The organism is Pseudomonas sp. PDM20 (assembly GCF_014852575.3).
In the GTDB taxonomy this organism is placed as follows: Bacteria; Pseudomonadota; Gammaproteobacteria; order Pseudomonadales; family Pseudomonadaceae; genus Pseudomonas.
In genome coordinates, this window is sequence record NZ_CM181224.1 from 4217436 (window position 1) to 4240736 (window position 23301).

25 protein-coding genes are annotated in these 23301 nt (G+C 66.0%); 10 read left to right on the forward strand and 15 right to left on the reverse strand.

Features of this window, described 5'->3' with window-relative positions; all coding sequences use genetic code 11:
* Window positions 1–44: 44 nt before the first annotated feature.
* Entirely contained in the window at window positions 45–1688 is a 1644-nt protein-coding gene (locus tag IB261_RS19145; protein WP_494515518.1) for a methyl-accepting chemotaxis protein, read from the reverse strand.
* Window positions 1689–1752: 64 nt separating this feature from the next.
* Entirely contained in the window at window positions 1753–2094 is a 342-nt protein-coding gene (locus IB261_RS19150; protein ID WP_081518593.1) for a hypothetical protein, read from the reverse strand.
* A 191-nt stretch (window positions 2095–2285) separates the two neighbouring features.
* Here IB261_RS19150 and dusA point away from each other — a divergent pair, with 191 nt between their 5' ends.
* Window positions 2286–3290, forward strand: coding sequence for a tRNA dihydrouridine(20/20a) synthase DusA (gene dusA / locus IB261_RS19155; protein ID WP_192381354.1), 1005 nt, complete (start codon window positions 2286–2288; stop codon window positions 3288–3290).
* 62 nt (window positions 3291–3352) lie between these two features.
* Entirely contained in the window at window positions 3353–4273 is a 921-nt protein-coding gene (tal, locus tag IB261_RS19160) for a transaldolase (protein WP_081518595.1), read from the forward strand.
* Window positions 4274–4347: 74 nt separating this feature from the next.
* On the opposite strand, the gene rssC is transcribed toward tal, so the two are convergent.
* The 4 genes from rssC to IB261_RS19180 form a co-directional block, all read right to left on the reverse strand.
* A complete protein-coding gene (rssC, locus tag IB261_RS19165; protein ID WP_017517513.1) occupies window positions 4348–4830 on the reverse strand; it encodes an anti-sigma factor antagonist RssC in 483 nt (160 codons plus the stop codon).
* The gene (gene rssB / locus IB261_RS19170; protein WP_081518596.1) at window positions 4827–6011 is read right to left on the reverse strand and encodes a two-component system response regulator RssB; all 1185 of its coding nucleotides are present in this window, start codon (window positions 6009–6011) and stop codon (window positions 4827–4829) included. The genes rssC and rssB overlap by 4 nt, the downstream gene beginning before the upstream one ends.
* Window positions 6012–6192: 181 nt before the next feature.
* Entirely contained in the window at window positions 6193–6897 is a 705-nt protein-coding gene (locus tag IB261_RS19175; RefSeq protein ID WP_081518597.1) for an MlaA family lipoprotein, read from the reverse strand.
* A gap of 169 nt (window positions 6898–7066) precedes the next feature.
* Window positions 7067–7783 carry a UTRA domain-containing protein gene (locus IB261_RS19180; RefSeq protein ID WP_192224340.1) on the reverse strand — a complete coding sequence of 239 codons (717 nt, stop codon included), beginning with the start codon at window positions 7781–7783 and terminating at the stop codon, window positions 7067–7069.
* Between the two features lie 112 nt (window positions 7784–7895).
* Here IB261_RS19180 and pcrP point away from each other — a divergent pair, with 112 nt between their 5' ends.
* The 3 genes from pcrP to IB261_RS19195 all read left to right on the forward strand — a co-directional run bounded on the left by pcrP (window position 7896) and on the right by IB261_RS19195 (window position 9559).
* On the forward strand, window positions 7896–8639 hold the full coding sequence (pcrP, locus tag IB261_RS19185) for an HAD superfamily inactivated hydrolase PcrP (protein ID WP_192381353.1): 744 nt from the start codon (window positions 7896–7898) through the stop codon (window positions 8637–8639).
* The gene (locus tag IB261_RS19190) at window positions 8636–9217 is read left to right on the forward strand and encodes a phosphonate degradation HD-domain oxygenase (protein ID WP_081518600.1); all 582 of its coding nucleotides are present in this window, start codon (window positions 8636–8638) and stop codon (window positions 9215–9217) included. The genes pcrP and IB261_RS19190 overlap by 4 nt, the downstream gene beginning before the upstream one ends.
* 78 nt (window positions 9218–9295) lie before the next feature.
* On the forward strand, window positions 9296–9559 hold the full coding sequence (locus IB261_RS19195; protein ID WP_081518601.1) for a DUF4404 family protein: 264 nt from the start codon (window positions 9296–9298) through the stop codon (window positions 9557–9559).
* 83 nt (window positions 9560–9642) lie between these two features.
* On the opposite strand, the gene queF is transcribed toward IB261_RS19195, so the two are convergent.
* The 5 genes from queF to IB261_RS19220 form a co-directional block, all read right to left on the reverse strand.
* A complete protein-coding gene (gene queF, locus IB261_RS19200) occupies window positions 9643–10473 on the reverse strand; it encodes an NADPH-dependent 7-cyano-7-deazaguanine reductase QueF (RefSeq protein ID WP_081518602.1) in 831 nt (276 codons plus the stop codon).
* A gap of 145 nt (window positions 10474–10618) precedes the next feature.
* Window positions 10619–11326, reverse strand: coding sequence for a copper resistance protein B (locus IB261_RS19205; protein ID WP_192381352.1), 708 nt, complete (start codon window positions 11324–11326; stop codon window positions 10619–10621).
* Between the two features lie 9 nt (window positions 11327–11335).
* Window positions 11336–13009, reverse strand: coding sequence for a copper resistance system multicopper oxidase (locus tag IB261_RS19210; protein ID WP_192381351.1), 1674 nt, complete (start codon window positions 13007–13009; stop codon window positions 11336–11338).
* Window positions 13010–13023: 14 nt separating this feature from the next.
* The gene (gene copI / locus IB261_RS19215) at window positions 13024–13575 is read right to left on the reverse strand and encodes a copper-resistant cuproprotein CopI (RefSeq protein ID WP_192381350.1); all 552 of its coding nucleotides are present in this window, start codon (window positions 13573–13575) and stop codon (window positions 13024–13026) included.
* Window positions 13576–13746: 171 nt separating this feature from the next.
* Window positions 13747–13878 carry a co-regulatory protein PtrA N-terminal domain-containing protein gene (locus IB261_RS19220; RefSeq protein ID WP_263866059.1) on the reverse strand — a complete coding sequence of 44 codons (132 nt, stop codon included), beginning with the start codon at window positions 13876–13878 and terminating at the stop codon, window positions 13747–13749.
* A gap of 126 nt (window positions 13879–14004) precedes the next feature.
* On the opposite strand from IB261_RS19220, the gene IB261_RS19225 reads away from it, so the two are divergent.
* Window positions 14005–14685: a heavy metal response regulator transcription factor gene (locus IB261_RS19225; RefSeq protein ID WP_192381349.1), complete on the forward strand. Its 681-nt coding sequence runs from the start codon at window positions 14005–14007 to the stop codon at window positions 14683–14685.
* A complete protein-coding gene (locus IB261_RS19230) occupies window positions 14682–15998 on the forward strand; it encodes a heavy metal sensor histidine kinase (RefSeq protein ID WP_192381348.1) in 1317 nt (438 codons plus the stop codon). Before IB261_RS19225 ends, IB261_RS19230 begins: the two co-directional genes overlap by 4 nt.
* Window positions 15999–16133: 135 nt before the next feature.
* On the opposite strand, the gene IB261_RS19235 is transcribed toward IB261_RS19230, so the two are convergent.
* The 4 genes from IB261_RS19235 to IB261_RS19250 all read right to left on the reverse strand — a co-directional run bounded on the left by IB261_RS19235 (window position 16134) and on the right by IB261_RS19250 (window position 19384).
* A complete protein-coding gene (locus IB261_RS19235; protein WP_081518608.1) occupies window positions 16134–16913 on the reverse strand; it encodes an ABC transporter permease in 780 nt (259 codons plus the stop codon).
* On the reverse strand, window positions 16910–17842 hold the full coding sequence (locus IB261_RS19240) for an ABC transporter ATP-binding protein (protein ID WP_045208997.1): 933 nt from the start codon (window positions 17840–17842) through the stop codon (window positions 16910–16912). The genes IB261_RS19235 and IB261_RS19240 overlap by 4 nt, the downstream gene beginning before the upstream one ends.
* Window positions 17843–17948: 106 nt before the next feature.
* Window positions 17949–18566, reverse strand: a complete 618-nt coding sequence (locus IB261_RS19245; RefSeq protein WP_192224336.1) for a glutathione S-transferase — start codon at window positions 18564–18566, stop codon at window positions 17949–17951.
* A 158-nt stretch (window positions 18567–18724) separates the two neighbouring features.
* Window positions 18725–19384: a transglutaminase-like domain-containing protein gene (locus tag IB261_RS19250; protein ID WP_192224335.1), complete on the reverse strand. Its 660-nt coding sequence runs from the start codon at window positions 19382–19384 to the stop codon at window positions 18725–18727.
* A 246-nt stretch (window positions 19385–19630) separates the two neighbouring features.
* Here IB261_RS19250 and IB261_RS19255 point away from each other — a divergent pair, with 246 nt between their 5' ends.
* From IB261_RS19255 to IB261_RS19265, 3 genes are all read left to right on the forward strand, one after another.
* Window positions 19631–22066: an acyl-CoA dehydrogenase gene (locus tag IB261_RS19255; protein WP_192381347.1), complete on the forward strand. Its 2436-nt coding sequence runs from the start codon at window positions 19631–19633 to the stop codon at window positions 22064–22066.
* Window positions 22067–22182: 116 nt separating this feature from the next.
* Window positions 22183–22596 (forward strand): PA2816 family glutamine-rich protein, encoded by a 414-nt coding sequence (locus IB261_RS19260; RefSeq protein ID WP_081518612.1) that lies wholly within the window; start codon window positions 22183–22185, stop codon window positions 22594–22596.
* Window positions 22597–22668: 72 nt separating this feature from the next.
* Entirely contained in the window at window positions 22669–23079 is a 411-nt protein-coding gene (locus tag IB261_RS19265; protein ID WP_045208986.1) for a PA2817 family protein, read from the forward strand.
* Window positions 23080–23301: the final 222 nt, after the last annotated feature.

Consider the following 23301-nt stretch of genomic DNA (forward strand, 5'->3'; position numbering starts at 1 on the left):
AACTCCTTCGCGGCTTTTTTTCGCCTGCGATTCGGCTTTGGGTCTCAGGCCTCCGGCCGGTAACCCAGACGCAACCCACCCCATTGGCGCCCGCGCACGTAAATCGGCACAGACAGGTCATGCATCAACTCGCCGGTATCGCGGCAGTAGGTCTGTAGCAGCATCGGTTGGTTGTGGCTGCCGCAGCGCACGCCGGTACGGTCGTTGAACAGGCGCTTGCTGCGGCTCTTGAGCATGTCCACCTGCAGGTCGCCGCTCGGCGGATGGCTGAACGCCTGGTTGTGCGTAGGTACATAACCCTCGGCGGTACAGGCGATGGCGAACACCAGCCCTTCGTGGCGTTGCAGCAGGTCTTCCTGGATGCGCGGCAGCACCTCGTCGGTGTAGCGGTCGAAGCGCGTGCGGAACTTCTGCGGACGGGTGCCGGGCATCGGCTGGTAGTCACGGTCGAACAGGTCGTCCAAGCCGATCCGGCCGTTCTCCATATCCGTCTCGAACTTCGCGCCGATGGCCTGGGCGCCGGCACGGGCGAGGTCGTAGGCGCGCTGGTGATAGTCGTCCAGTGCCACCTCGGCGAGACGCTCGCTGATGGTCTCTGCCTGGCTTTCCAGCTGCATCGCGGCATCGGCCAGACGGTGGGTCTGCTCGTCGCTGGCGCGCAGGTCGCCGCGCACCTGCTCGACGGCGGCGAACAGGCTGTCCAGCTGGTTGCGGTTGATCTCCGCACCCTCGGCGATCTCGGTGATCTGGGTTTCCACGGTGGCGGCCAGCCCGGCGATATCCTGCAACTGGCGGCCGGTGCTCTCCACCTGACTGACGCCCAGGCCCAGGTCATCGGTGAGCTGGCGAATCTGCTCCACCACCTCGCCGGTCTGGCGCTGGATATCCTCGATCATCTGCCCCACCTCGTCGGTAGCCTCGGCGGTGCGCCCGGCGAGCCCGCGAACTTCCTCGGCCACCACGGCGAAGCCACGGCCGTGCTCCCCTGCCCGCGCCGCCTCGATGGCCGCGTTGAGGGCCAGCAGGTTGGTCTGGCTGGCGATGGACTGGATCACCTGGGTGACGCGCTGGATATCCTCGCTGCGCGCATTCAGGGTCTCGATCAGCGCACGGCTGGCACTGGCGCGCTGGCTCAGTTGGCGCATGCAATCGATGGCCGCCTGCAGTTCGCTGCGCCCGCTATCACTGCCAGCACGAGCGAGCGTGGCGGCCTCCTTCGCCTGGCGCGCGAGATTCGAGGTAGCCCGCTCGGTGTGGATCATCACTTCGGCGCTACCGACGATCTGCTCGGCGGCCACCACCTGGGATTCCAGCTTTTCCACCAGCCGCTGCACCGAGAAGGACACGCCGGCGGCGGACAAAGCATTGCGACTGGTGCCCTGGGACAGCTCGCGGGTCAACTCGGCGACGTCCGGCAGCACCGCCAGCGCGCCAGCAGGTGCCGCCCGCTCGGGGACGAACCACGGCCCCCAGAGCAGTATCGCGGCAAGCAGCAGGCACACAGACAACGGCCAGCCGCCCAGCGCCTGGGCGATGAACAGCAGCACCAGGCCGCAAGTCTGCAGGGTAAGGATGAGGACGATACGCGGACGCGCGATATCCATGGCAACAGCTCTCTTCTGGCGGGCCCTGCCGCTGCGCAGCGCGGGCACGCTGCCGGGGAACCCGATTATTCTTGTCAGAGCCATTAGGCCGCCTGCTGCACCCGGCGGCTATCGTTCCTTAGTGGTAGACGAGGCGCTGCTTGAGTCGCTACAGGCAGCTGCGCGCTGCCAGGGTGATCGCATCGTCCGGGCTCGGCGCACTGCGTCGATAGAGCACGACATCACTGCCCTTGTCCGCCGCCGTCGTCTCCAGCAGCACTTCGGCGGTATCACCCGAGGCGGCCGGCGCCAGCAGCCGATAGCCGAAACGGATTTCCTTCACCGCCGCCGAAGGGCGTATAGCCTGCCATTTTGGCAGCAGGCAGGTCATGTAGACCGAGGGCGACTTGCCGCTCTCGAGCCGCAATGCCGGCGCCTCCTCCTTCAGCTTGCCCGGCGAGGAACAGGCGGCCAGCAGGATCAGCGGCAGCGTCAACAATAGGGGTTTCATCGAGTGAGATCCTTCTGTCAGGAACCCAGAGGGTAGCAGTTGCATCGATGCGGTCCGCCCGGCCAGGTCAAGCCGACGGCAGACCGCCTGCCGGTTTCCGTGCGCAGCGCCGGCAACCCCGGTAAAATCTTTGCCCTTTCCGTCGGCGCGAGCGATTTCGCGCCCCTTGCGAAGCCAGATTCGACGTAACCATGACCATTGCCGCACCGACCGCCACCTCCCGCCCCGAGCCTTCCCGCCGGTTCAGCGTTGCACCCATGATGGATTGGACTGACCGACACTGCCGGTACTTCCTGCGCCAGCTTTCCAGCCACGCGCTGCTCTACACGGAGATGGTCACCACCGGCGCCGTGCTGCACGGTGATGCCGCGCGCTTCCTGCGCCACGACGAATGCGAGCACCCGCTGGCGCTGCAACTGGGCGGCAGCAACCCGGCGGACCTGGCGGCCGCGGCGAAACTGGCCGAGGAAGCGGGCTACGACGAGGTGAACCTGAACGTCGGCTGCCCCAGCGACCGCGTGCAGAACAACATGATCGGGGCCTGCCTGATGGGCCATCCGGCCCTGGTAGCGGATTGCGTGAAGGCCATGCGTGACGCGGTGTCGATCCCGGTGACGGTCAAGCACCGCATCGGCATCAACGGGCGCGACAGCTATGAAGAGCTCTGCGACTTCGTCGGCCAGGTGCGCGACGCCGGCTGCCGCAGCTTCACCGTGCATGCGCGCATCGCCATCCTCGAAGGCCTGTCGCCCAAGGAAAACCGCGAAATCCCGCCGCTGCGCTACGACATCGCCGCGCAGCTCAAGCGCGACTTCGCAGCGTTGGAGATCGTCCTCAACGGCGGCATCAAGACCCTGGAGGAATGCCGCGAGCACCTGCAGGTGTTCGACGGCGTGATGCTCGGCCGCGAGGCGTACCACAACCCCTACCTGCTGGCCCAGGTGGACGCCGCGCTGTACGGGTCCCAGGAACCGGCCATCACCCGCGCCGAGGCCTTGGCGCGGATGCGTCCGTACATCGAGCGGCACATCGCCGAGGGTGGCGCCATGCACCACGTAACCCGCCACGTGCTCGGCCTGGCCCAGGGGTTCCCAGGGGCGCGACGCTTCCGCCAGCTGCTCTCGGTGGACGTTCACAAGACCAAGGATTCCCTCGGACTGCTCGATCAGGCAGGAGAACTTCTCGCCGGTCACTGAGTCCCGTTGAGTGGCGCATCGGCCTCGGGTAAGGTCGATGCACTCTCTACGGAAGACGCGCCATGACCTCCAAGCTGGAACAACTCAAACAGTACACCACGGTTGTCGCCGATACCGGCGATTTCGACGCCATTGCCCGCCTGAAGCCGGTGGATGCCACCACTAACCCGTCGCTACTGCTGAAGGCCGCCGCCCTGCCCCGCTACACCGAGCACCTGGCTCGCGCCACCGAAGGCGCGCAGGGTGACGCTGGCCTGGCCTGCGACCGCTTCGCCGTCGCCGTGGGCAAGGACATCCTGGGCGTGATTCCGGGGCGCATCTCCACCGAAGTGGACGCCCGCCTGTCCTTCGATACCGAAGCCACGCTGCAGCGCGCCCATCGCCTGATCGAGCTGTACGACCAGCAGGGCATCGGCCGCGACCGCGTGCTGATCAAGATCGCCTCCACCTGGGAAGGCATCCGCGCCGCCGAGCAGCTGGAGCGCGAAGGCATCCAGACCAACCTGACCCTGCTGTTCTCCTTCGCCCAGGCTGCGGCCTGCGCCGACGCCGGCGTATTCCTGATCTCGCCCTTCGTCGGGCGCATCTATGACTGGTACAAGAAGGCCAACAACCGCGACTACGTGGGCGCGGAAGATCCAGGCGTGCAGTCGGTCTCGCGCATCTATCGCTACTACAAGGCCAACGGTTACGAGACCGTGGTGATGGGCGCCAGCTTCCGCAACCTCGGACAGATCGAGCAGCTCGCCGGCTGCGACCGCCTGACCATCAGCCCGGACCTGCTGCAACAGTTGGCCGACGCCGAAGGCGAACTGCCGCGCGCTCTGCAGCCGGGCGGCGGCGAAGCCCGCCAGGTGCTGGACGAGAGTGCCTTCCGCTGGCAGATGAACGAAGACGCCATGGGCACCGAGAAGCTCGCCGAAGGCATCCGCCTGTTCGCCCGCGACCAGGAGAAGCTCGAGGCGCTGCTCGCCGGCCGCTGATCGCGGCAAATGCTGTAGACGAGCAAAAGCAAACCGGCGCCCCAAGGCGCCGGTTTGCATTGGAGCTCATCGAATCAGTGGCGCTCGAGTGCGCTCACCAGATCATGGAAGGCCTCGCGGTTGGTCTCGTTCAGGCCCATCAGGATACGGTGGGCTTCGAGCACCTTGCCGCGCACCACCTCCTCGGACTGGTCCTGGGGAGGCAGATCGGTCAGGCAATCCGAGCACGGGATCGGGCGATCGACGATGTTGAACACCTGATCGAAGCCCATCGATTGCAGCAGCCGGGTAATGTCCGCGTTGGTGGTGACCAGCGTGGGCAACAGACCGACCTTCTGCCGCGAGAGAATGGACAGCTTCGCCAGGAGGCCCAGCGTGGTGCTGTCGATGCTCTGGGTTTCCGTGAGATCGATGATGATCGCCGAGAAATTCAACGCGGCGAAAATTTTTTCAATGGTGGCATCCAGCGCCGAACACAGGGTCAGTCGGACTTCGCCCACAAACTTCAGGACAAATGAGCCATCCTGCTCGGCGAACTGGATTTTACCGGTACTCATGCAAGGTTCCTGCTCAACACCAGCAAGGCAATATCATCCGGCATCTCGGACAACTTGGCCAGTCCGAAGACTTGACGCAGGCCATCGAGGGTTCCGCCGGCGGCGACGACCTGCTCGGGCAGGGCCGTCTCCTTTTCCTTCAGCGTAGCTCCCGGAAGGACGTCGAGAATGCCGTCCGAGAACAGGGAAAGGCTGAAGGACTTGGGTAGATCGAGGACATGATCCTCGTAAGTCGCTTCGTCGAACAGCCCCACCGGCAGGCCACGGCCTTCCAGGTAGCGGGCTTCGCCGTCGACATAAAGCACAGGCAGCGGCAGGTGACCGCCGATGCTGTAGGTCAGACGGTCGGTATCCAGGTCGATCACGCCACCCAGCATGGTCACGTGCTTGCCCAGGTTGCAGTTGATCAACCCGCGGTTGATATGGCCGAGAACGTCCGACGGCTTGAACTCCGGCAACATGTCGTTGCGCTTGGACTCGTACAGCAGCCGCGTGGTCATGAACTTCAGCAGCACGGTGACGAAGGCCGACGAAGCACCATGGCCGGAAACGTCGGCCAGGTAGAAGCCGATGCGACGGGCGTCCACGCGGAAGTAGTCGACGAAATCGCCCGACAGATACAGCGACGGGATGATCTGGTGGGAGAAGGCCAGGCCCTCGGATTCCCACGGCGTCTCCGGCAGCATGTTCATCTGCACCTGGCGACCGGCGTTCTGGTCTTCCTGGAGCAGGTTCAGGCTGGCCTGCAGCTCACGGTTGGCTGTTTCCAGCTTTTCGCGGTAGCGGCGGTTTTCCGAGCGAAGGTAGGCGCGATCCAGGGCACGGCGAACCGAGTGCTCCAGGACGGCGAGGTCTTCCAGCGGCTTGATCAGGTAGTCGGCGGCGCCCAGGCGCAGGGCCTCGACGGCGTCGCTCATGACGCCGGCACCGGACAGCACGATCACCGGGGTTTCCACCGCCATCTCGCTGACGCGACGGATCAGCTCGAGGCCGTCCATCTGCGGCATGCGCAGATCGCAGATCACCAGATCGGGGAGTTCGTGTTCGAAGACTTTCAGGCCTTCCAGGCCGTTGGTGGCCTGTGTGACCTTGAATCCGCTGTCTTCCAGGTAGGCGGCGAGGCTTTCGCGGACGACGTCGTCGTCATCGATAATCAGCAGCGAGGCACTGGCTTTGTGCATGGGTCATCCAGGCAAACGGCGCCGGGGTTGTGGTTTGGCGCTCATTCTAGGGAACAGCGGCGCGGGTCGGTCGCGACAAGGCGCAGACACTACTCCCATCCGCTCAAGGGTTCAAGCAGGCGCCGCCCGCACCACGAATGGCGCGGGCTGGAGGACAGGAGGGACCTGCGTGCAAGGCCGATCAGAAGTCGTCTTCGACCTCGCCGTCCTTGACCTTGAACTCGCGGTTCTGCAGGTAGGCGTTGCGGATGAAGGTGTACTTGTCGCCGCTGATCAGCTTCTCGGACTTGAGCAGGTCGGCACGGGTATCGACCACGTCCACGGCACGCATGCTGTTACGAACCGGCACGTTGTCGATGTACGGATAAGGTCCGGTGTAGGAGTCCGGGATCAGCGAAGGCGCATCGCGCAGCGTGCTCGGGCCGAGCAGCGGCAGCATCACGTAGGGGCCGCTGCCCACGCCGTAATGGCCGAGGGTCTGGCCGAAGTCTTCGTCGTTGCGGCGCAGGCCCATGTGGGTGGCCACGTCGATGAAGCCGGCCAGGCCGAAGGTGGTGTTGAACAGCAGGCGGCTGGTGTCGACGCCGGCATCGCGGAACTTCAACTGCAGCAGGTCGTTGACCAGGTTCTTCACATCACCGATGTTGCCGAAGAAGTTGTGCACGCCATCCTGCACGACGTTCGGGGTGACGTACTGGTAACCCTGGGCCAGCGGCTTGAGGGCGTAGGTGTCCAGGGTGTCGTTGAAGGTGAAGATCGGACGGTTGATGCTTTCCCACGGGTCGTCTTCGCTGGCGGCCTGCGCCAGGAAGGGAATGGTGGCCAGGCCGGCGGCGGCGAGCAGGCTGAAGCAGCGTTTCGTCCATTGGACGCCTAGTGGGCGCATCGGGAATTCTCCAGTGAATGTGAATCGGGCCAGCCATGGCGGCCCCGCTATGCGGGCAGATTATATAGAGGCGCAACGGTTTTGCAGACCCGGACCGAACTCGCAGGATTTCGATTCAGGGGCGTGGGCTGCCGTTTCGCTTGCTTGCAGTTGAAAGCATAGTGCCACTTCAGTCGGGATACCGTGCGTCGATGACAATTTCCAGCGCATCGGAACGCCAGAACTCCTGGTCCCACTCCACCAGCCGGCCGCCCTCGACATAGCTGGCGCGCTCCACGTAGAGCCCCGGCGAGCCCGGCGTCAATTGCAGCGGCGTCGCCCGCGCCTCCACCAGCGCCGTGGAGTGCATGGCCAGCTCGGAGCGCGACAGGCTCAACCCCAGCTCCTCGCGCAGCACGCGGGTGAGCGAGGTATCCAGCCCGTGATCGAGCAGGCCGGGGCACCAGCTGGCGTCCAGGGTGATTTCCTCGAGCATCACCGGCCGCTCGTCAACCCAGCGGCGGCGCAGTATGTGGAATACCTCGGCCTCTTCGTCCAGCCCCATGCGGCGCGCCAGGGCCGGCCCGGCGGCGCGGCGCTCGGCGGCCAGGACCTCGGTGCGCGGTACGCGGCCCTGGGCCTCGACGTAATCCATGAAGCCCGTGGTGCGAGTCGGGTTGTAGCGGATGCGCGGCGGCGAGACGAACCAGCCGCGGCGGTTCTCGCGGTACAGCACGCCCTCGGTCTCCAGTTGCTGCAGCGCCTCGCGCAGGGTCACGCGGGTGCAGCCGAAGCGCTCGGCCAACTCGCGCTCGGCAGGCAGGCGCTGGCTCAGGGTGGCATTGGCGATGTCCTGCGCCAGCTGGTCACGGATGCGCAGGTAATGAGGCGTGGGTTCGACCGGCATGGGCGTCTTCCGCAAAAAGGCGCGGCGATTATAGCGACATGGCGGCGGACTTCATCGGACCGTCACATTGGCCCGCTAGTCTGGCCTAGACCAATTATCAGAAAAGCCCACCATGCCTGCGACCGCCGACCTTCCGCGCTTCACCTCCCTGCTGTTCGGACTGTCGGGCGACCTGGTGGACTTCGGCGCAAGGACGCTGCCGGTTGCCCTGCAACGCACCTGCCCCGATTGTCCGCCGGAGCGCCTGACCAGTGCCCTCGCCCTGCCCCCGCAGGATGCGCTGGACCTTGCCCTGGGCCGCTGCGCCGAGCCGCAGGAGCGCAACCGCTTCCAGGCCGCCCTGGACGACGCCGCCCAGGCCCACGCCGAGACCACTCCCGGCGCCCTGGACGCCCTGCAGACGTTGCACCAGCGCGGCGTGCCCTGCGCCTGGCTCGATGAGCTGCCCAACGCCACCACGCTGCACCTGGCCGCTGCCCTGGACGATCGCCTCGCCACCGGCCTGGACATCGCCGGGCGCCAATGGCCCGCACCGGACTCCTGCTGGCAGGCGCTGATGCAGCTGGACAGCCCGCACCTGGACGGCTGCGTGCTGGTCAGCGGCCAGCCGCGCCTGCTCCAGGCGGGCCTCAACGCCGGCCTGTGGACCATAGGCCTGGCCGCCAGCGGGCCTCTTTGCGGCCACGCACCGGGGGACTGGGACGCCCTCGGCAACCTCGACCGCGACCGCCTGCGCGCGCAGGCAACGCTAGGCCTGTACCGCCTCGGTGTGCATTCGGTCATCGATCACCTGGGCGAGCTGGACTCCTGCCTGCAGGACATCGCCGGCCGCCGCCTGAAAGGAGAAAAGCCATGAAGCACGAACGCCACCGTTTCCTCGACGAATTGGCCGAGCGCTTCGCCAGCCACGGCGCCGAGCCTTATGGCGAAGCTGTCAGCCAGGCCGAGCACGCACTCCAGTGCGCCACCCTGGCCGAGCGCGCCGGTTGCTCCGACAGCCTGGTGATCGCCGCCCTGCTCCACGACATCGGCCACCTCTATGAAGACCCGCAGTTGATCGACGAACAGGACCAGCGCCACGAGGAGTTCGGCGCCCAACTGCTGCGCGAGCTGCTGCCCGAATCCGTCTGGCAGCCGATCCGCCTGCACGTGGCCGCCAAGCGCTACCTCTGCGCGGTCGACCCGGCCTACCACGCCGGCCTGTCCTGGGCTTCGCGGCAGAGCCTGGCGCTGCAGGGTGGACCGTTCGATGAACGCGGCTCCAGCGCCTTCCTCAACGCGCCTTTCTCCCAGGACGCGCTGACCCTGCGCCGGCTGGATGACCTGGGCAAGGACCCGGCCATGCGCACACCGGAGCTGGAGCACTTCTTCCCATTGCTCGAACGACTCCTGCGAATTGATCGGCATCAGGCAAGGGTGCGCGCGGCGAGTTAAGCTCAAAGGCATGGCGATGGACCTTTTCCCCGCCGGGCGAGGTCCATCTTTGGGTACGTACCGCAGAAGGACACCACCATGCCGACACAACGCCTCCAGGAAGAACTCCAGGCCCTGCGCGACCAGCTGGAACGTCAGCCGCCGCTGAACGCGGAAGAGCGCGAATCACTGCAAGCCCTGATCAAGGACATCGAGATGCAGCTGGCCAACGAAGAGGCGCTGGCCGACGAGACCCTGATGGACAACGTCAACCTGGCCGTGGAGCGCTTCGAGGCGAGCCATCCGACGCTGGCCGGCACGCTGCGCTCCATCGTGCAGAGCCTGGCGAACATGGGGATCTGATTGCCCCTGACAGACGCTCCCGACGTGAAAAACCCGGCCAAGGCCGGGTTTTTCGTATCCGCGTTTTACAGGCGCGCCGAGCGTTACTGGCGCACCAGCCGGCGATTGTCCGGCTGCACCGCTTCGCTGCTGCGATAGGGGTTGATGTCCAGCCCGCCACGACGCACGTAGCGCGCATAGACGGTCAGGCGGGTCGGTTGCAGCAGGCGCTGCAGGTCGAGGTAGATGCGCTCGACGCACTGCTCGTGGAAGTCCTGGTGCTGGCGGAAGGACACGACATAGGCCAGCAGGCTCGCGGCATCCAGCACCGGACCGCTGTATTCCACGACCAACGTGCCCCAGTCCGGCTGACCGGTGACCGGGCAGTTGGATTTGAGCAGGTGGCTGTAGAGCACTTCGTCGACACGGCGGGTGTCATCGCAGCGCAGCAGCTCCGGGCGCGGGTGGTCATAGCTCGCCACCGCGATGTCCAGGTCGTCGACACAGGTGCCCTCGATGACGGCCACGCCCTCGCCCGCCACTTCGTCCAACCCACGCACACGCACGCCCACCGGTGCGCCAGCAGCAGCGGACAGGTCGCGCTCCATCACCGCCCGCACGGCCTCGGCGTTGTCGAAGGCGGTCTGGTTCAGCGAGTTGAGGTAAAGCTTGAAGGACTTGGACTCGATGATGTTCGGCGACTGCGCCGGAATCGCGAATTCGCCGATGGCCACCACCGGCTTGCCCGATGCGGTGAGCCAGGACAACTCGTAGCAATTCCACAGGTCCACGCCCTGGTACGGCAGGGTCTGAGCGGTCAGGCCCAGCTCCGCCCACTTGGTGGTGCGGGAGATCGGGAACAGCAGCTCCGGCGCGTAGGTGGAGACGTATTCGCTGGATTTGCCCAGGGGCGAGTGTTCGGCGGGATGCTGCATGGGGATGACCTGCTGGATCGGCGATGCGGGTGGTGGCGCGAGGCGGCGAGTGTATACAAATCCGCCGGCCCTTTCAGTAGGCGGCGGACAAACCGGGCACTTAGGCGTGTAAGGCGTATGCCTTTGTAGGATGGCGTAGAGCCAATCAGAACCACATGCGCACACCGGCGACCCAGTACCCCTCCTCGTCGTCCTCGCCCTCCGCGCGGGCGAGGTCGCCGCTGCGGCCGTAGGTCTTGCTCCAGACGTAGCCGAAGTACGGCGCGAACTCCCGGCGCACTTCGTAGCGCAGGCGCAGGCCAGCCTCCAGTTCGCTGCCACCGGCGCCCACGCCGATGTCGCGGTCATCGGCCAGCGCCAGGTTGTATTCCAGCGAGGGTTCGAGGATCAGCCGCTGGGTCAGCAGCAGTTCGTACTCGGTTTCCAGGCGCAGGGATGGATCGCCGCGCTCGCTGACGAACAGGTTGGCGTCCACCTCGAACCACTGCGGCGCCAGGCCCTGGATACCCAGTACCGCATAACTGCGCGACGGTCCCGGCTGGTCGTCGTGGCGCACGCCCACCTGCCAGTCCCAGAAGTCCGCGACCATGCGCTGGTAGAGCAGCTGCACTTCGTTGTCGGTGGTCGGGCCGCCGGCGTCGCGCTCGCCTTCCAGTTTCAGGCGCAGCTTCTGGTAGTCGGTGCCGTACCAGCCCTGGGCTTCCCAGCCCAGCGCCTGGTCGTTGCCGTGGAAGCGGCTTTCCAGGCGCTGGATCAGCAGCGAGCCCATGGGCATGTCGTCCATCTCGGCACTTTCAGCGGGCAAGGCCAGGCCCAGGGTCGCCGCGCAGGCCACCGTTGCTATGCGTTTCATGGCGGTTCCTCAGAGGCTGGCGCTGGCGGGAGCCGGCTCGACTATGACCTTGCGCATCATGCCGGCGGCCATGTGGTAGATCAGGTGGCAGTGGAAGGCCCATTCGCCCAGCGCATCGGCGGGCACGTCGACGTCCAGGGTGCTGCCCGGCGCCACGCTGACCACGTGCTTGAGCGGGTTGAAGCGACCGTTGCCCTTGTCCAGCTGCATCCACATGCCGTGCAGGTGCATGGGGTGGGTCATCATGGTGTCGTTGACGAAGCGGATGCGCACCCGCTCGCCGTAGGTCAGGCGGATCGGCTCGGCCTCGGAGTACTTCTTGCCGTCGATGGACCAGAAGTAGCGCTCCATGTTGCCGGTCAGGCGGAACTCGATGGTGCGGTCCGGCGCGCGGTAGTCGGCGTAGGGGCGCATGGCTTTCAAGTCCGCGTAGACCAGCAGGCGATTGCCCGGCTCGGCCGGCTGCGGCGTCAGCCCGCTGCCCGGTGCGTAGTCGGACTTCGGTGCGGCCATCGCCGAGTGATCCATGCCCGTCATCTGCGAGTGGTCCATGCCGGCCATGCTGGAATGATCCATGCCGGACATATCCGCGGCCTCAGGGCCAGCCATCGCCATCCCGCCATGGTCCATGCCCTCGTGGCTCATGCCCATGTCGGCCATGGTCAGCAGTGGCCGCTCGCGCAGCGCCGGCACCTCGGCCTGCAACCCGGCGCGCGGGGTCAGGGTGGCGCGGGCGTAGCCGCTGCGGTCCATGGCCTCGGCGAAGAAGGTGTAGGCGCGATCCTCCTGCGGCTGGACTATCACATCGTAGGTCTCGGCCACGGCGATGCGCAGTTCGTCCACCGTCACCGGCTGCACGTCGTTGCCGTCGGCCTGCACCACGGTCATCTTCAGGCCGGGAATGCGCAGGTCGAAGTAGCTCATGCCCGAGCCGTTGATGATGCGCAGCCGCACCCGTTCGCCGGGCTTGAACAGGCCGGTCCAGTTCTGCTCGCTGTCCTGGCCATTGACCAGGAAGCGGAAGCCGGCGATGTCGGCGATGTCCGTCGGCGTCATGCGCATGCCGCCCCAGTCCAGGCGGTCGCGCAGGGTCGCCATGAAGCCCTTGGCGCTGGAGTCGGCGATGAAGTCGCCGAGGGTGCGCTGGTTGCGGTTGTAGTAGTCGCTCTGTTTCTTCAGGTTGGCGAACACGGTTTCCGGGCGAGTGTCGTGCCAGTCGGCCAGCAGCAGGGTGTACTCGCGGTCGTAGCGGTACGGCTCGCGCGCCTTCGGCTCGATCACCAGCGGGCCGTAGAGTCCCTCGATCTCCTGGAAGTCGCTGTGGGCGTGGTACCAGTAGGTGCCGGACTGCTTCACCGTGAAGCGGTAGGTGAAGGTCTCGCCAGGCTTGATGCCGGGGAAGCTGATGCCCGGCACGCCATCCTGGGTGTAGGGCAGGATCAGCCCGTGCCAGTGCAGCGAGGTGTCGCGGTCGAGGGTGTTGGTGACGCGCAGCTCGACGTCCTCGCCCTCCTTGAAGCGCAGCTCCGGCGCAGGCGTGCGGCCATTCACCGTGAGCGCCTCGCGGGTACCGTCGGACAGTTTCAGCTCGCCCTTGCCAATCGTCAGGTCATACACGCCCGCCTGCACCGCCAACGGTGCCAGCAGCAGCGCCCCCAGAGCCCATTCCCGTGCGCGGATCATCACGGCGCTCCCGCTCAGGGCCTGACGGTCAGTTTGCCGACCATGCCGGCCTGGTAGTGCCCCGGAATGTTGCAGGCAAACTCCAGGCTGGTGGCCTTGCTGAAGGTCCAGGTCAGCTCGGCGGTCTTGCCCGGCTCCACCAGCACGCTGTTGGGGTCGTCGTGCTTCATCATCTGGCCCATCGGCTTATCGCCATGGCCCATCTTGCTGTGGTCCATCCGGCTCATGTCGTGCTGCATGCCGGTGGGGGTGAGCATCCCGGAATCCATCATCTGCTGCATTTCCTTCTGGTGGCCGGCGTGCATGGCGGCGCTGCCCAGGTTGAATTCGTGCAGCAGGCTGCCGGTGTTGTGGATGACGAAGCGCACAGTCTCGCCCGGCTTCACGTCGATGCTTTCGGGCTCGAAGAACATCTCGCCCAGCTTGATCTGCACGGTGCGGGTGGCCTGGGTGGCCTTGGCCGGCTGGCCGAAGTCGTAGGTGTGCCCGGCATCGGCCAGGACCGGCAGGCTGATGGCGGCGGCGAGGCCGAGGATGGAAGCTTGGAGCAGATGACGCAGGGACATGGCGACTCTCCTTCAGGGTCTGTGGCCATGCTCGCTGTCTGCGGCTGAGGACTAGCTGTCGGGAAGATTACAACTCTGTCAGCTTGGCGCTCGCCTGCCTGGCGCGAGGTATAAAGAGGGCGAAAAAAAGCCCGCCAGAGGGCGGGCAAGGGGCAGCACGATGAATCGGATTCAGCAGGCCTGGCGCACTGTCGCGGCCTGCTCCTGCATACGCTGGAAGGTGATATCCCCGCCCCCGTCAGCCCAGGCTGGCGTGGCGGGGAAGAACAGCACGGCAAACAGCGTGGAGATGATCAGGTGCATGGCGGGCTCCTCGATGGCGCTGGAAAATGAACACAGTGCCAGTCTGCAACGCCGACACTGTCAGTTCGCTGACCGCCCCATTACCCTGATGACAGCTGCGCCCCGAGCGCCACAAGGGATACCCGGATGAAACTTCTCATCGTCGAAGACGAACCGCGCATCGGCCAGTACCTGCAGCAGGGCCTGAGCGAGGCCGGCTTCGCCGTCGACCTGACCGCCGACGGCGACGAAGGCCTGCAACTGGCCCTGGCTGGCGAGCATGACCTGCTGATCCTCGATGTGATGCTGCCCGGCCGCGACGGTTGGCAGATTCTCCAGGCGCTGCGCCAGACCGGCAGCGCCGTGCCGGTGCTGTTCCTCACCGCCCGCGATGCCGTGGAAGACCGCGTGCGCGGCCTGGAACTGGGCGCCGACGACTACCTGGTGAAACCCTTCGCCTTCGTCGAGCTGCTCGCCCGCGTGCGCACGCTGCTGCGCCGTGGCGGCCAGCAGATCCAGGAAACCACCCTGCAACTGGCGGACCTCGAACTGGACCTGCTGCGCCGCCGCGTGCAGCGCGCCGGCAAGCGCATCGACCTGACCGCCAAGGAGTTTGCCCTGCTGGAGTTGCTGCTGCGCCGCAGCGGCGAGGTGCTGCCCAAGTCGCTGATCGCCTCCCTGGTGTGGGACATGAATTTCGACAGCGACACCAACGTCATCGAAGTCGCCATCCGCCGCCTGCGCGCCAAGGTCGACGACGAATTCCCGCAGCGCCTGATCCACACCGTGCGCGGCATGGGCTACGTGCTGGAAGAACGCGAAGCATGAGCGCGCGCCTGTCCCTCGGCCTGCGCCTGAGCCTGCTGTTCGCCGCCTGCACCGCCGCCGTGTCGCTGCTGGCCGGGATCATCTTCAGCCGTGCCAGCGAGGCGCACTTCATCGAACTGGACCACCAGCTGATGGCCGGCAAGCTGGCGATCTTCCGCGACGTGCTGGGCGATGTTGGCGGCCCGCAGCAGCTGGCACCGCACACCGCCGAACTGCGCCGCGAGCTGCGTCGCCATCCCGACCTCGGCCTGCGCCTGCAGGGCGCGGACGGCGCCATCTGGTTCGAGCAACGCCCGGCGATGAACATGGCCACCGGCGAGGAGCAGTCCTTCCGCGAACTGCAGGCCCCGCTGGACGCCGAGCAGCGCGACGGCGCGCAGCTGACGCTGATCCTCGACATCACCCACCACCAGCACTTCCTGCAGCGCATGCAACGGCTGATCTGGATGACCATGGGCCTCTCCGCTCTGGCGACCGCCCTGCTCGGCGCCTGGGCCGCCCGTGCCAGCCTGCGCCCGTTGCGACGCATGAGCGAGGTGGCGGCGCAGGTCAGCGCGCACTCGCTGACCACCCGCCTGGACGCCGGGCAGATGCCGCAGGAACTGCGCGGCCTGGCGGGCGAGCTGAACGCCATGCTGGCGCGTCTGGAAGAGGCCTTCCAACGCCTGTCGGCGTTCTCCGCCGACATCGCCCACGAGCTGCGCACGCCGCTGACCGGGCTACTGACCCAGACCCAGGTGGTGCTGTCGCGCACGCGCAGCCTGGAGGACTATCGCGAGGCGCTGCATGGCAACCTGGAGGAGCTGGAACGGCTCACCGCGATGGTCAACGACATGCTGTTCCTGGCCAAGGCCGACCACGGCCTGCTTGCCCCCAGCAGCCAGCCACTGGCGCTGGCCGGTGAGGTAGACGAACTGCTGGAGTTCTACGGGCCGCTGGCCGAGGAGAAGTCCATCCGCCTGGAGCGCGACGGCGAGCTGTCGGTACAGGGCGACCGTGCGCTGCTGCGCCGGGTGCTGGCCAACCTGCTGGACAACGCCCTGCGCTTCACCCCGGGCGGCGGGCAGATTCGCGTGCGCCTGGAGCCGGGCCGCCTGAGCGTGGAGAACCCGGGACGGGAGATTCCTGCCGAGCGCCTGCCACGCCTGTTCGACCGTTTCTACCGCGCCGACCCGGCCCGCCGCGAAGGCCAGGGCGAACATGCGGGGTTGGGGCTGGCGATCTGCCGCTCCATCGTCCGCGCCCATGGCGGGGAGATTCGCTGCGAGTCGGCGCAGGGGTGGACACGCTTCGTCATCGAATTCCCGCAATAACGCTTTTCGTAGGAGCGAGGGGGACGCCCAGTTCTTGCTCGCGAACATAACTCCGGCGTTGGCAGGTCCGCCCTACGAAAAACAGAAAAGAAAAAGGCCCCAACCGGGGCCTTTTTCATCAGCGCAACACGCTGCTCACTGCCGCATGCCGCGCCCACTCACCAGCAGGCGCACGCAGAAGATGTAGAGCAGCACGGTCGCCACCAGCATGAAGACCACCGCCGTGCCGATGCGGATGTCGGACACGCCGAGGATGCCGTAGCGGAAGGCGTTGACCATGTGCAGGATCGGGTTGGCCAGCGACACGGTCTGCCAGAACGGCGGCAGCAGCGTGATCGAGTAGAACACCCCGCCCAGGTAGGTCAGCGGTGTCAGCACGAAGGTCGGGACGATGGAGATGTCGTCGAAGTTGCGCGCGAACACGGCGTTGACGAAGCCGCCCATGGAGAAGATTCCGGCGGTCAGCACCACGACCAGCACGGTGATGCCCAGGTGGTGGATCTGCAGGTCGGTGAAGAACAGCGACAGGATCGTGACGATCACGCCCACCGCCAGCCCGCGCAGCACGCCGCCGCAGACGAAGCCCAGGAGGATGGTGTGCGGCGACACCGGCGAGACCAGCAGCTCCTCGATGTTGCGCTGGAACTTGCTGCCGAAGAAGCTCGACACCACGTTGCCGTAGGAGTTGGTGATCACCGACATCATGATCAGCCCCGGCACGATGTACTGCATGTAGGTGAAGCCACCCATGTCGCCGATCTGCCGGCCGATCAGGTTGCCGAAGATGACGAAGTACAGAACCATGGTGATCGCCGGCGGCAGCAGGGTCTGCGGCCAGATGCGCAGGAAGCGGCGGACTTCGCGGTAGACGATGGTGTTGAGGGCGACCCAGTTGGCGCGCAGTTCGTGACTCATACCGCCACCTTCGACAGATTCTTCTCCACCAGCGACACGAACAGTTCCTCCAGGCGGTTGCTCTTGTTGCGCAGGCTCAGCACCTGCAGGCCCTGGGCATTGAGCTGGACGAACAGCCCGTTGATGCCCAGCGACTTGTCCACCTGCACCTCCAGCGTGTGGTCATCCACCAGCCGCACCGGGTAGCCGTCCAGCTTCGGCGCCTCGCTCAGGGTGCCTTGCAGGTCGAGGTAGAAGGTCTCCACATGCAGCTTGTTCAGCAGCTTGCGCATGCTGGTGTTCTCCACGATGGTGCCGTGGTCGATGATCGCGATGTTGCGGCACAGCTGCTCGGCCTCCTCCAGGTAGTGCGTGGTGAGGATGATGCTGATGCCTTCCTGGTTGAGTTCGGTGAGGAAGTTCCACATCGAGCGGCGCAGCTCGATATCCACGCCCGCGGTGGGTTCGTCGAGGATCAGCAGGCGCGGCTCATGCACCAGCGCGCGGGCGATCATCAGGCGGCGCTTCATGCCGCCGGAGAGCTCGCGGGAAGCGGAATTACGCTTGTCCCACAGGCCCAGTTGGGTCAGGTACTTCTCAGCGCGGCCCTTGGCCACGCTCATCGGGATGCCGTAGTAGCCGGCCTGGGTGACGACGATGTCGAACACCTTCTCGAACTGGTTGAAGTTGAATTCCTGGGGCACCACGCCCAGGCAGCGCTTGAGGCCGTACGGGTCCTTGTCCAGGTCATGGCCGAACACGTTGACCGTGCCGCTGGTCTTGTTCACCAGGGTGGAGAGGATGCCGATGGTGGTCGATTTGCCGGCGCCGTTGGGGCCCAGCAAGGCAAAGAAATCGCCCTCGGCGACGTCCAGATCGATGCCCTTGAGGGCCTGGAAGCCGTTGCCGTAGGTCTTCGTCAGTTGACGGATGGACAGCGCGGAACTCATGGGTTTTCCCGTTGCAAGTCGGTGGAAAGACGCATGTCTTTGGAAAAAGGCCTGCTTGATAAGGGTACGCCGCGAGGATTGCAACCTCCGGGGCACGCGCAGGCATTCAGGTCAGGTCGGTCATCACTGCCGCACGGTAGGCCGGGCGGGCCTTCAGGCGCGCGTACCAGGCTTCGAGATGCGGCTGTGCCGGGCGCTCGATGGGCATTTCGAACCAAGCATAGATGAAGCTGCCCAGCGGAATGTCACCCATGCCGAATTGTTCGCCGGTGAGGTACGGCTGTTTCGCCAGCGTCGCCTCGGGGACCGCCAGCAGGCCCACGCAGGTTTCGATAGCGGCCTGGATGGCAACGGCGTCGCGCTGCTCCGGCGGGGTGCGCAGGGTACCCCAGAACACGGTGCGGAACGGCGCGGCGAAGGATGAGGTGGTCCAGTCCATCCACTTTTCGGCGCTGGCGCGTTGCTGCAGGTCCTGCGGGTACAGGTCCGGGGCGTAGCGCGCCGCAAGGTAGCGGACGATGGTGTTGGACTCCCAGAGCACGAAGCCATCGTCGTCCAGAGTCGGTACCACGCCGTTGGGGTTCAGCGAGCGGTAGGGCTCGTCGTTGACCAGGCCGAAAGCGCCGCCAGCGTCGATCCGTTCATAGGCCAGCCCGGCCTCTTCCGCGCACCAGAGCGCCTTGCGCACGTTGGAGGAATTCTTCCGGCCCCAGATCTTGAGCATGCTGCGCCTCTCTTGTTGTCGTCATTCGATGGTCGCGCGCCCGACGGACGCGATTTCGGATGACGGCACCCTACCGGCTAAGGCGCGAGGAAAAAAGACACACGTACTGATGGTTACTATCGATTACGTTCATGGCGATTACGTTCATGGCGATTGCTTTACTGCCTTGCCGCCTCGCTGCGCATGTCGCCGGCCAGCGGCGCATCCTCACCGGTGAACAGGTGCGGGTAGCACTGCCTGAGGTAGCCGAAGAAGAACTCCTCGGGCACATCGGGGAACTGGCCGTGATCGCGCAGGTACTCCATGTGCCGTTCACCTTCGCGGTTGAACGGGTGGAAGACGCTGTCGTTGCGCCCGTCGAACTCCAGCGGCAGCACGCCGAAGGCTTCGCACAGGCCGATGTCGAAGGCCGGCGTGGCCTTGACCCAGCGGCCCTCGAGGAACAGCTCGGTGTAGCCGTGCATGGCGAACACTTCGCTGCGCAGCAGTTCCAGCAGGCGCGGCGTGGCCAGGTGGTTCTTCACGTCAGCCAGGCCGATGCGGGCGGGGATGCCGCAATGCCGGGCACAGGCCGCCAGCAACGTAGCCTTGGGCACGCAGTAGGACTGCCCGGCCCCAAGCGCATGGCTGGCCTTGAGCGTCTGCGGGTCGCGGCTGAACACGTAGGGGTTGTAGCGAATCTGGTCGCGCACCGCGTAATACAGGGCCACCGCCTGCTCCAGCGGAGTACCGCCGTCGCCCCGGTGATTTAGAGCGAACTCGATTACCCCGGGGTGGTCACTATCAACGAAGCGGCTGGGCTTGAGGTATTGCTGCATGGCGCTGTCTCCGGGCATTTCATCCTTGATGTCGGCCCCAGTCTAACCAGCGCAGGCTCCTGACCGACAAGGCGATCCGGCCAAGCTGTCCGGCCATGCGGCCATCGGTCCGATTCGCCCAGCTAAGCTTCCGGTGCATGGTGGAGGGGCTCCCACCGGGAATACCTGCCGCTGTGCTCGCGCACTCTCGTCACCAAGCCCACTACGGCCTGCGGTCGCCGGGTTGGCTGTCATGGAGGAATCCGCATGCTGCTCGTCTGGTTACTCGTCCTGATCCTCGGCGTCGCCTGGCTCGCGCACCGCCGCGCTGCGCCCCTGAAGGCACTCGGCATCGTCGCCGTGTACCTCGCACTGATGAGCCTGTTCAGCCACGCCCATGGCTGGATGGTGCTGTTGTGGCTGCTCTGGGCCGTGGTCGCGGTGACCATCCTGGCCACCGACCTGCGCCGCAGCCTGTTCACCTCGCGGCTGTTCGCCTGGTTCAAGAAGACCCTGCCGCCGATGTCCGAGACCGAACGCGAGGCCATCGAGGCCGGCACCGTCTGGTGGGATGGCCAGCTGTTCAGCGGCCGCCCGGACTGGCACACCCTGCTGGGCTATCCCAGGGCGCAATTGACCGAAGAGGAACAGGCCTTCGTCGACGGCCCCACCGAGCAGCTCTGCGCGATGATCGACGACTACGAGGTCGGCAAGGCCATGGACCTGCCGCCCGAAGCCTGGGCCTACATCAAGAGCCAGGGCTTCTTCGGCCTGATCATTCCCAAGGAATACGGCGGCAAGGGTTTCTCCGCCTTCGCCCATTCCCAGGTGGTGATGAAGCTCGCCACCCGCAGCGGCGACCTCGCCTCCACCGTGATGGTGCCCAACTCCCTCGGCCCGGCCGAACTGCTGCTGCACTATGGCACCGACGCCCAGCGCCAGCGCTACCTGCCGCGCCTGGCGACTGGCGACGAGATTCCCTGCTTCGCCCTGACCAGCCCGCAGGCCGGCTCCGATGCCGGCGGCATGACCGACGTCGGCGTGGTCTGCAAGGGCCAGTGGGAAGGCGAGGAAGTCATCGGCCTGCGCCTGACCTGGGAGAAGCGCTACATCACCCTCGGCCCGGTGGCCACCCTCCTCGGCCTGGCCTTCAAGTGCCATGACCCGGACCACCTGCTGGGCGAGGAAGAAGACCTGGGCATCACCCTGGCGCTGATTCCCACCGACACCGACGGCGTGCAGATCGGCCGCCGCCATGTACCGCTGGGCGCCGCCTTCATGAACGGCCCCAACTCCGGCAAGGACGTGTTCGTGCCGCTGGAGTACATCATCGGCGGCCAGGAAATGATCGGCAAAGGCTGGATGATGCTGATGAACTGCCTGTCGGTGGGCCGCTCGATCTCCCTGCCGGCGGTGGGCACCAGCGCCGCCAAGGCCGGCAGCTACGTCAGCGGCCGCTATGCCCAGGTGCGCGAGCAGTTCAACGTGCCACTGTCGGCCTTCGAAGGCATCCAGGAAGCCCTCGCCCGCATCGGCGGCAACGCCTGGATGATGGACAGCGCACGCATCCTCACCGCCAACGCGGTGGACCTGGGCGAGAAACCCTCGGTGCTCTCGGCCATCCTCAAGTACCACCTCACCGAACGCGGCCGCGAGTGCATCGCGCACGCCATGGACATCCACGGCGGCAAGGGCATCATCATGGGCCCCAACAACTACCTGGGCCGCTCCTGGCAAGCCGCGCCGATCTTCATCACCGTCGAGGGCGCCAACATCCTCTCGCGCAACCTGATGATCTTCGGCCAGGGCGCCATCCGCTGCCATCCGTACGTGCTCAAGGAAATGGAACTGGCCCGCCGCGAGGACCAGGACCAGGCCGAGCGCGAGTTCGACGAGCTGCTGCTCAACCACATCGGCTTCGCCGTCAGCAACGCCGCCAGCAGCCTGCTGCTGGGCCTGGGCTTCGGCAGCTTCGACCAGGTACCGGGCGACCGTATCAGCCGCCCGTACTACCGTGCGCTGAACCGTCTGGCCGCCTCCTTCGCCCTGCTCGCGGACTTCAGCATGATGCTGCTCGGCGGCGAGCTGAAGCGCCGCGAACGCCTGTCCGCGCGGCTGGGCGATGCGCTGAGCCACCTCTACCTGGGCTCTGCCGCGCTCAAGCGCTACCACGACCTGGACAACCCGGACTACCTGCACCCGCTGCTGCACTGGGCCATGGAGGAAAACCTGGAGAAGGCCGAAGCCGCGCTGGCCGACCTGATCGACAACTTCCCCAACCGCGCCTTCGCCTGCCTGCTGCGCGTGCTGGTGCTGCCGCTGGGCCGTCGCCACCGTGGCCCGAGCGACACGCTGGATGCGGAGATCGCCCACATCCTCGGCCGCCCGCTGAGCGACCCGGCGCTACAGGCGATCCTCGCCGGCGCGCACCTGCCCACTGGCGAAGATGATCCGGTAGCCAAGCTCACCTTCGCCTACGACCAGCTCGCCGCCGCCGCGCCCCTGCAGAAGAAGCTGCACAAGGCGCTCAAGGAACACGGCGTCAGTCCCAAGCCGGGCCAGTCGCCCATCGATGCGGCCTGCGACGCCGGAGTGCTGGAAGCTGCGGAAGCGGAGACCCTGCACGCCGCCGAACGCGCCCGTCGCGCCGTGATCGACGTGGATGACTTCTCTAAAGAAGAACTGGCCGGCAAGGCCGACTGAGTTGCGACTTTCACGCACGGGGCGCCTTCGGGCGCCTCTTTTTTCTCCGACGCACAGCAATGCCGGCCCGTGCTATCGGGTGCACACTGAAGGCATCAACCCATGGAGAACCGCACATGCGTCGATCCATCTTCCTGCTGCTCATACTGCTGGCCGGCAGCGCTTACGCTGACCCTTGGCTCTACCCCAGCCGCCCGCGTCCGGCGCCCGCGCCCAGCCCGGTCATCGACCCGATCCAGCAACAGCAGGACAGCCTGCGCCGCCAGCAGCAACTGCGGCAGAACCAGCTCGACAGCCAGCGCCTGAACTACGAGGACCAGCGCCTGCAGCGCCAGCAGCAGGATTTGCAGCGCCAGCAGGACAACCAGCAGCGCTGGAACGAACAGCGCCGGCAGAGCGACCAGATGATCCAGCGGCAGAAGAACGAATTGCAGCAGGACCAGCTGCGCCAGCAACAGCGCATGCTCGACCAGCAGCGCCAGCAGATCGACAACCAGCGTCGGCAGATCCAGATGCGCCCGCTCCGCTGATCGCTCCGGCGGCAGCGGCGGCGAAACCCGATATACTCCCCGGCCGTTTGCACACAGCTCCAGAGGAATCCCATGGCCAGCGCCTATCTCGACCACCACATCGCCCTGCTCAACCACCTGCGCATGATCCTTGGCGCCCTGGGCGAAGCCGAGCAGGTTCCCGAGGACAACCACGGCCTGTTCCTCGAGCGCTTCGACGAGCTGCTGGTGGAACTGCCGCGCGATCCGGAAGGCGCCCAGTACCTGGGCCAGGACCTGATCAGCCAGATCTTCCACCGCTACCCGCAGATCGCCCACCTGATCCCGCGTGACCTGCTGTGGTTCTTCGGTGGCGACTGCCTGCACTACATGCCCGACGAGGAACTGCAGATGTACCAGCAGCTCGACGAGCGTCGCTTCGAAGCCGAAGAAAACGGCGAACCCTTCGACTGGAACCGCGAGAAGCAGTTGCTCGCGCTGCCGGAAGACACGCCCAAGCACTAAGCACCTAGCAGAACCAGAGAAGCCCGCATGATGCGGGCTTTTTCATGGGCGATCACCAGCTGTTCGCCGCTGTCTCCCGCATCAATTCGACGCTTCTACCTCTCGTCGGCAAGCGCTGCCCTGCAACCCGCGCAGCACCTGCGCTGCCCTGCCCGCCTAGTCCGAAACTCCCAGCCCGCCTGGGAGTATCGGCCGATGCGCATTCCCCGGGGCGTCCCCATA

Bases quoted from the DNA above. Each gene is read 5' to 3' on its own strand.
- IB261_RS19145 (WP_494515518.1), bottom strand. From the start codon at position 1,688: ATGGCTCTGACAAGAATAATCGGGTTCCCCGGCAGCGTGCCCGCGCTG.
- IB261_RS19150 (WP_081518593.1), bottom strand. From the start codon at position 2,094: ATGAAACCCCTATTGTTGACGCTGCCGCTGATCCTGCTGGCCGCCTGT.
- dusA (WP_192381354.1), top strand. From the start codon at position 2,286: ATGACCATTGCCGCACCGACCGCCACCTCCCGCCCCGAGCCTTCCCGC.
- tal (WP_081518595.1), top strand. From the start codon at position 3,353: ATGACCTCCAAGCTGGAACAACTCAAACAGTACACCACGGTTGTCGCC.
- rssC (WP_017517513.1), bottom strand. From the start codon at position 4,830: ATGAGTACCGGTAAAATCCAGTTCGCCGAGCAGGATGGCTCATTTGTC.
- rssB (WP_081518596.1), bottom strand. From the start codon at position 6,011: ATGCACAAAGCCAGTGCCTCGCTGCTGATTATCGATGACGACGACGTC.
- IB261_RS19175 (WP_081518597.1), bottom strand. From the start codon at position 6,897: ATGCGCCCACTAGGCGTCCAATGGACGAAACGCTGCTTCAGCCTGCTC.
- IB261_RS19180 (WP_192224340.1), bottom strand. From the start codon at position 7,783: ATGCCGGTCGAACCCACGCCTCATTACCTGCGCATCCGTGACCAGCTG.
- pcrP (WP_192381353.1), top strand. From the start codon at position 7,896: ATGCCTGCGACCGCCGACCTTCCGCGCTTCACCTCCCTGCTGTTCGGA.
- IB261_RS19190 (WP_081518600.1), top strand. From the start codon at position 8,636: ATGAAGCACGAACGCCACCGTTTCCTCGACGAATTGGCCGAGCGCTTC.
- IB261_RS19195 (WP_081518601.1), top strand. From the start codon at position 9,296: ATGCCGACACAACGCCTCCAGGAAGAACTCCAGGCCCTGCGCGACCAG.
- queF (WP_081518602.1), bottom strand. From the start codon at position 10,473: ATGCAGCATCCCGCCGAACACTCGCCCCTGGGCAAATCCAGCGAATAC.
- IB261_RS19205 (WP_192381352.1), bottom strand. From the start codon at position 11,326: ATGAAACGCATAGCAACGGTGGCCTGCGCGGCGACCCTGGGCCTGGCC.
- IB261_RS19210 (WP_192381351.1), bottom strand. From the start codon at position 13,009: ATGATCCGCGCACGGGAATGGGCTCTGGGGGCGCTGCTGCTGGCACCG.
- copI (WP_192381350.1), bottom strand. From the start codon at position 13,575: ATGTCCCTGCGTCATCTGCTCCAAGCTTCCATCCTCGGCCTCGCCGCC.
- IB261_RS19220 (WP_263866059.1), bottom strand. From the start codon at position 13,878: ATGCACCTGATCATCTCCACGCTGTTTGCCGTGCTGTTCTTCCCCGCC.
- IB261_RS19225 (WP_192381349.1), top strand. From the start codon at position 14,005: ATGAAACTTCTCATCGTCGAAGACGAACCGCGCATCGGCCAGTACCTG.
- IB261_RS19230 (WP_192381348.1), top strand. From the start codon at position 14,682: ATGAGCGCGCGCCTGTCCCTCGGCCTGCGCCTGAGCCTGCTGTTCGCC.
- IB261_RS19235 (WP_081518608.1), bottom strand. From the start codon at position 16,913: ATGAGTCACGAACTGCGCGCCAACTGGGTCGCCCTCAACACCATCGTC.
- IB261_RS19240 (WP_045208997.1), bottom strand. From the start codon at position 17,842: ATGAGTTCCGCGCTGTCCATCCGTCAACTGACGAAGACCTACGGCAAC.
- IB261_RS19245 (WP_192224336.1), bottom strand. From the start codon at position 18,566: ATGCTCAAGATCTGGGGCCGGAAGAATTCCTCCAACGTGCGCAAGGCG.
- IB261_RS19250 (WP_192224335.1), bottom strand. From the start codon at position 19,384: ATGCAGCAATACCTCAAGCCCAGCCGCTTCGTTGATAGTGACCACCCC.
- IB261_RS19255 (WP_192381347.1), top strand. From the start codon at position 19,631: ATGCTGCTCGTCTGGTTACTCGTCCTGATCCTCGGCGTCGCCTGGCTC.
- IB261_RS19260 (WP_081518612.1), top strand. From the start codon at position 22,183: ATGCGTCGATCCATCTTCCTGCTGCTCATACTGCTGGCCGGCAGCGCT.
- IB261_RS19265 (WP_045208986.1), top strand. From the start codon at position 22,669: ATGGCCAGCGCCTATCTCGACCACCACATCGCCCTGCTCAACCACCTG.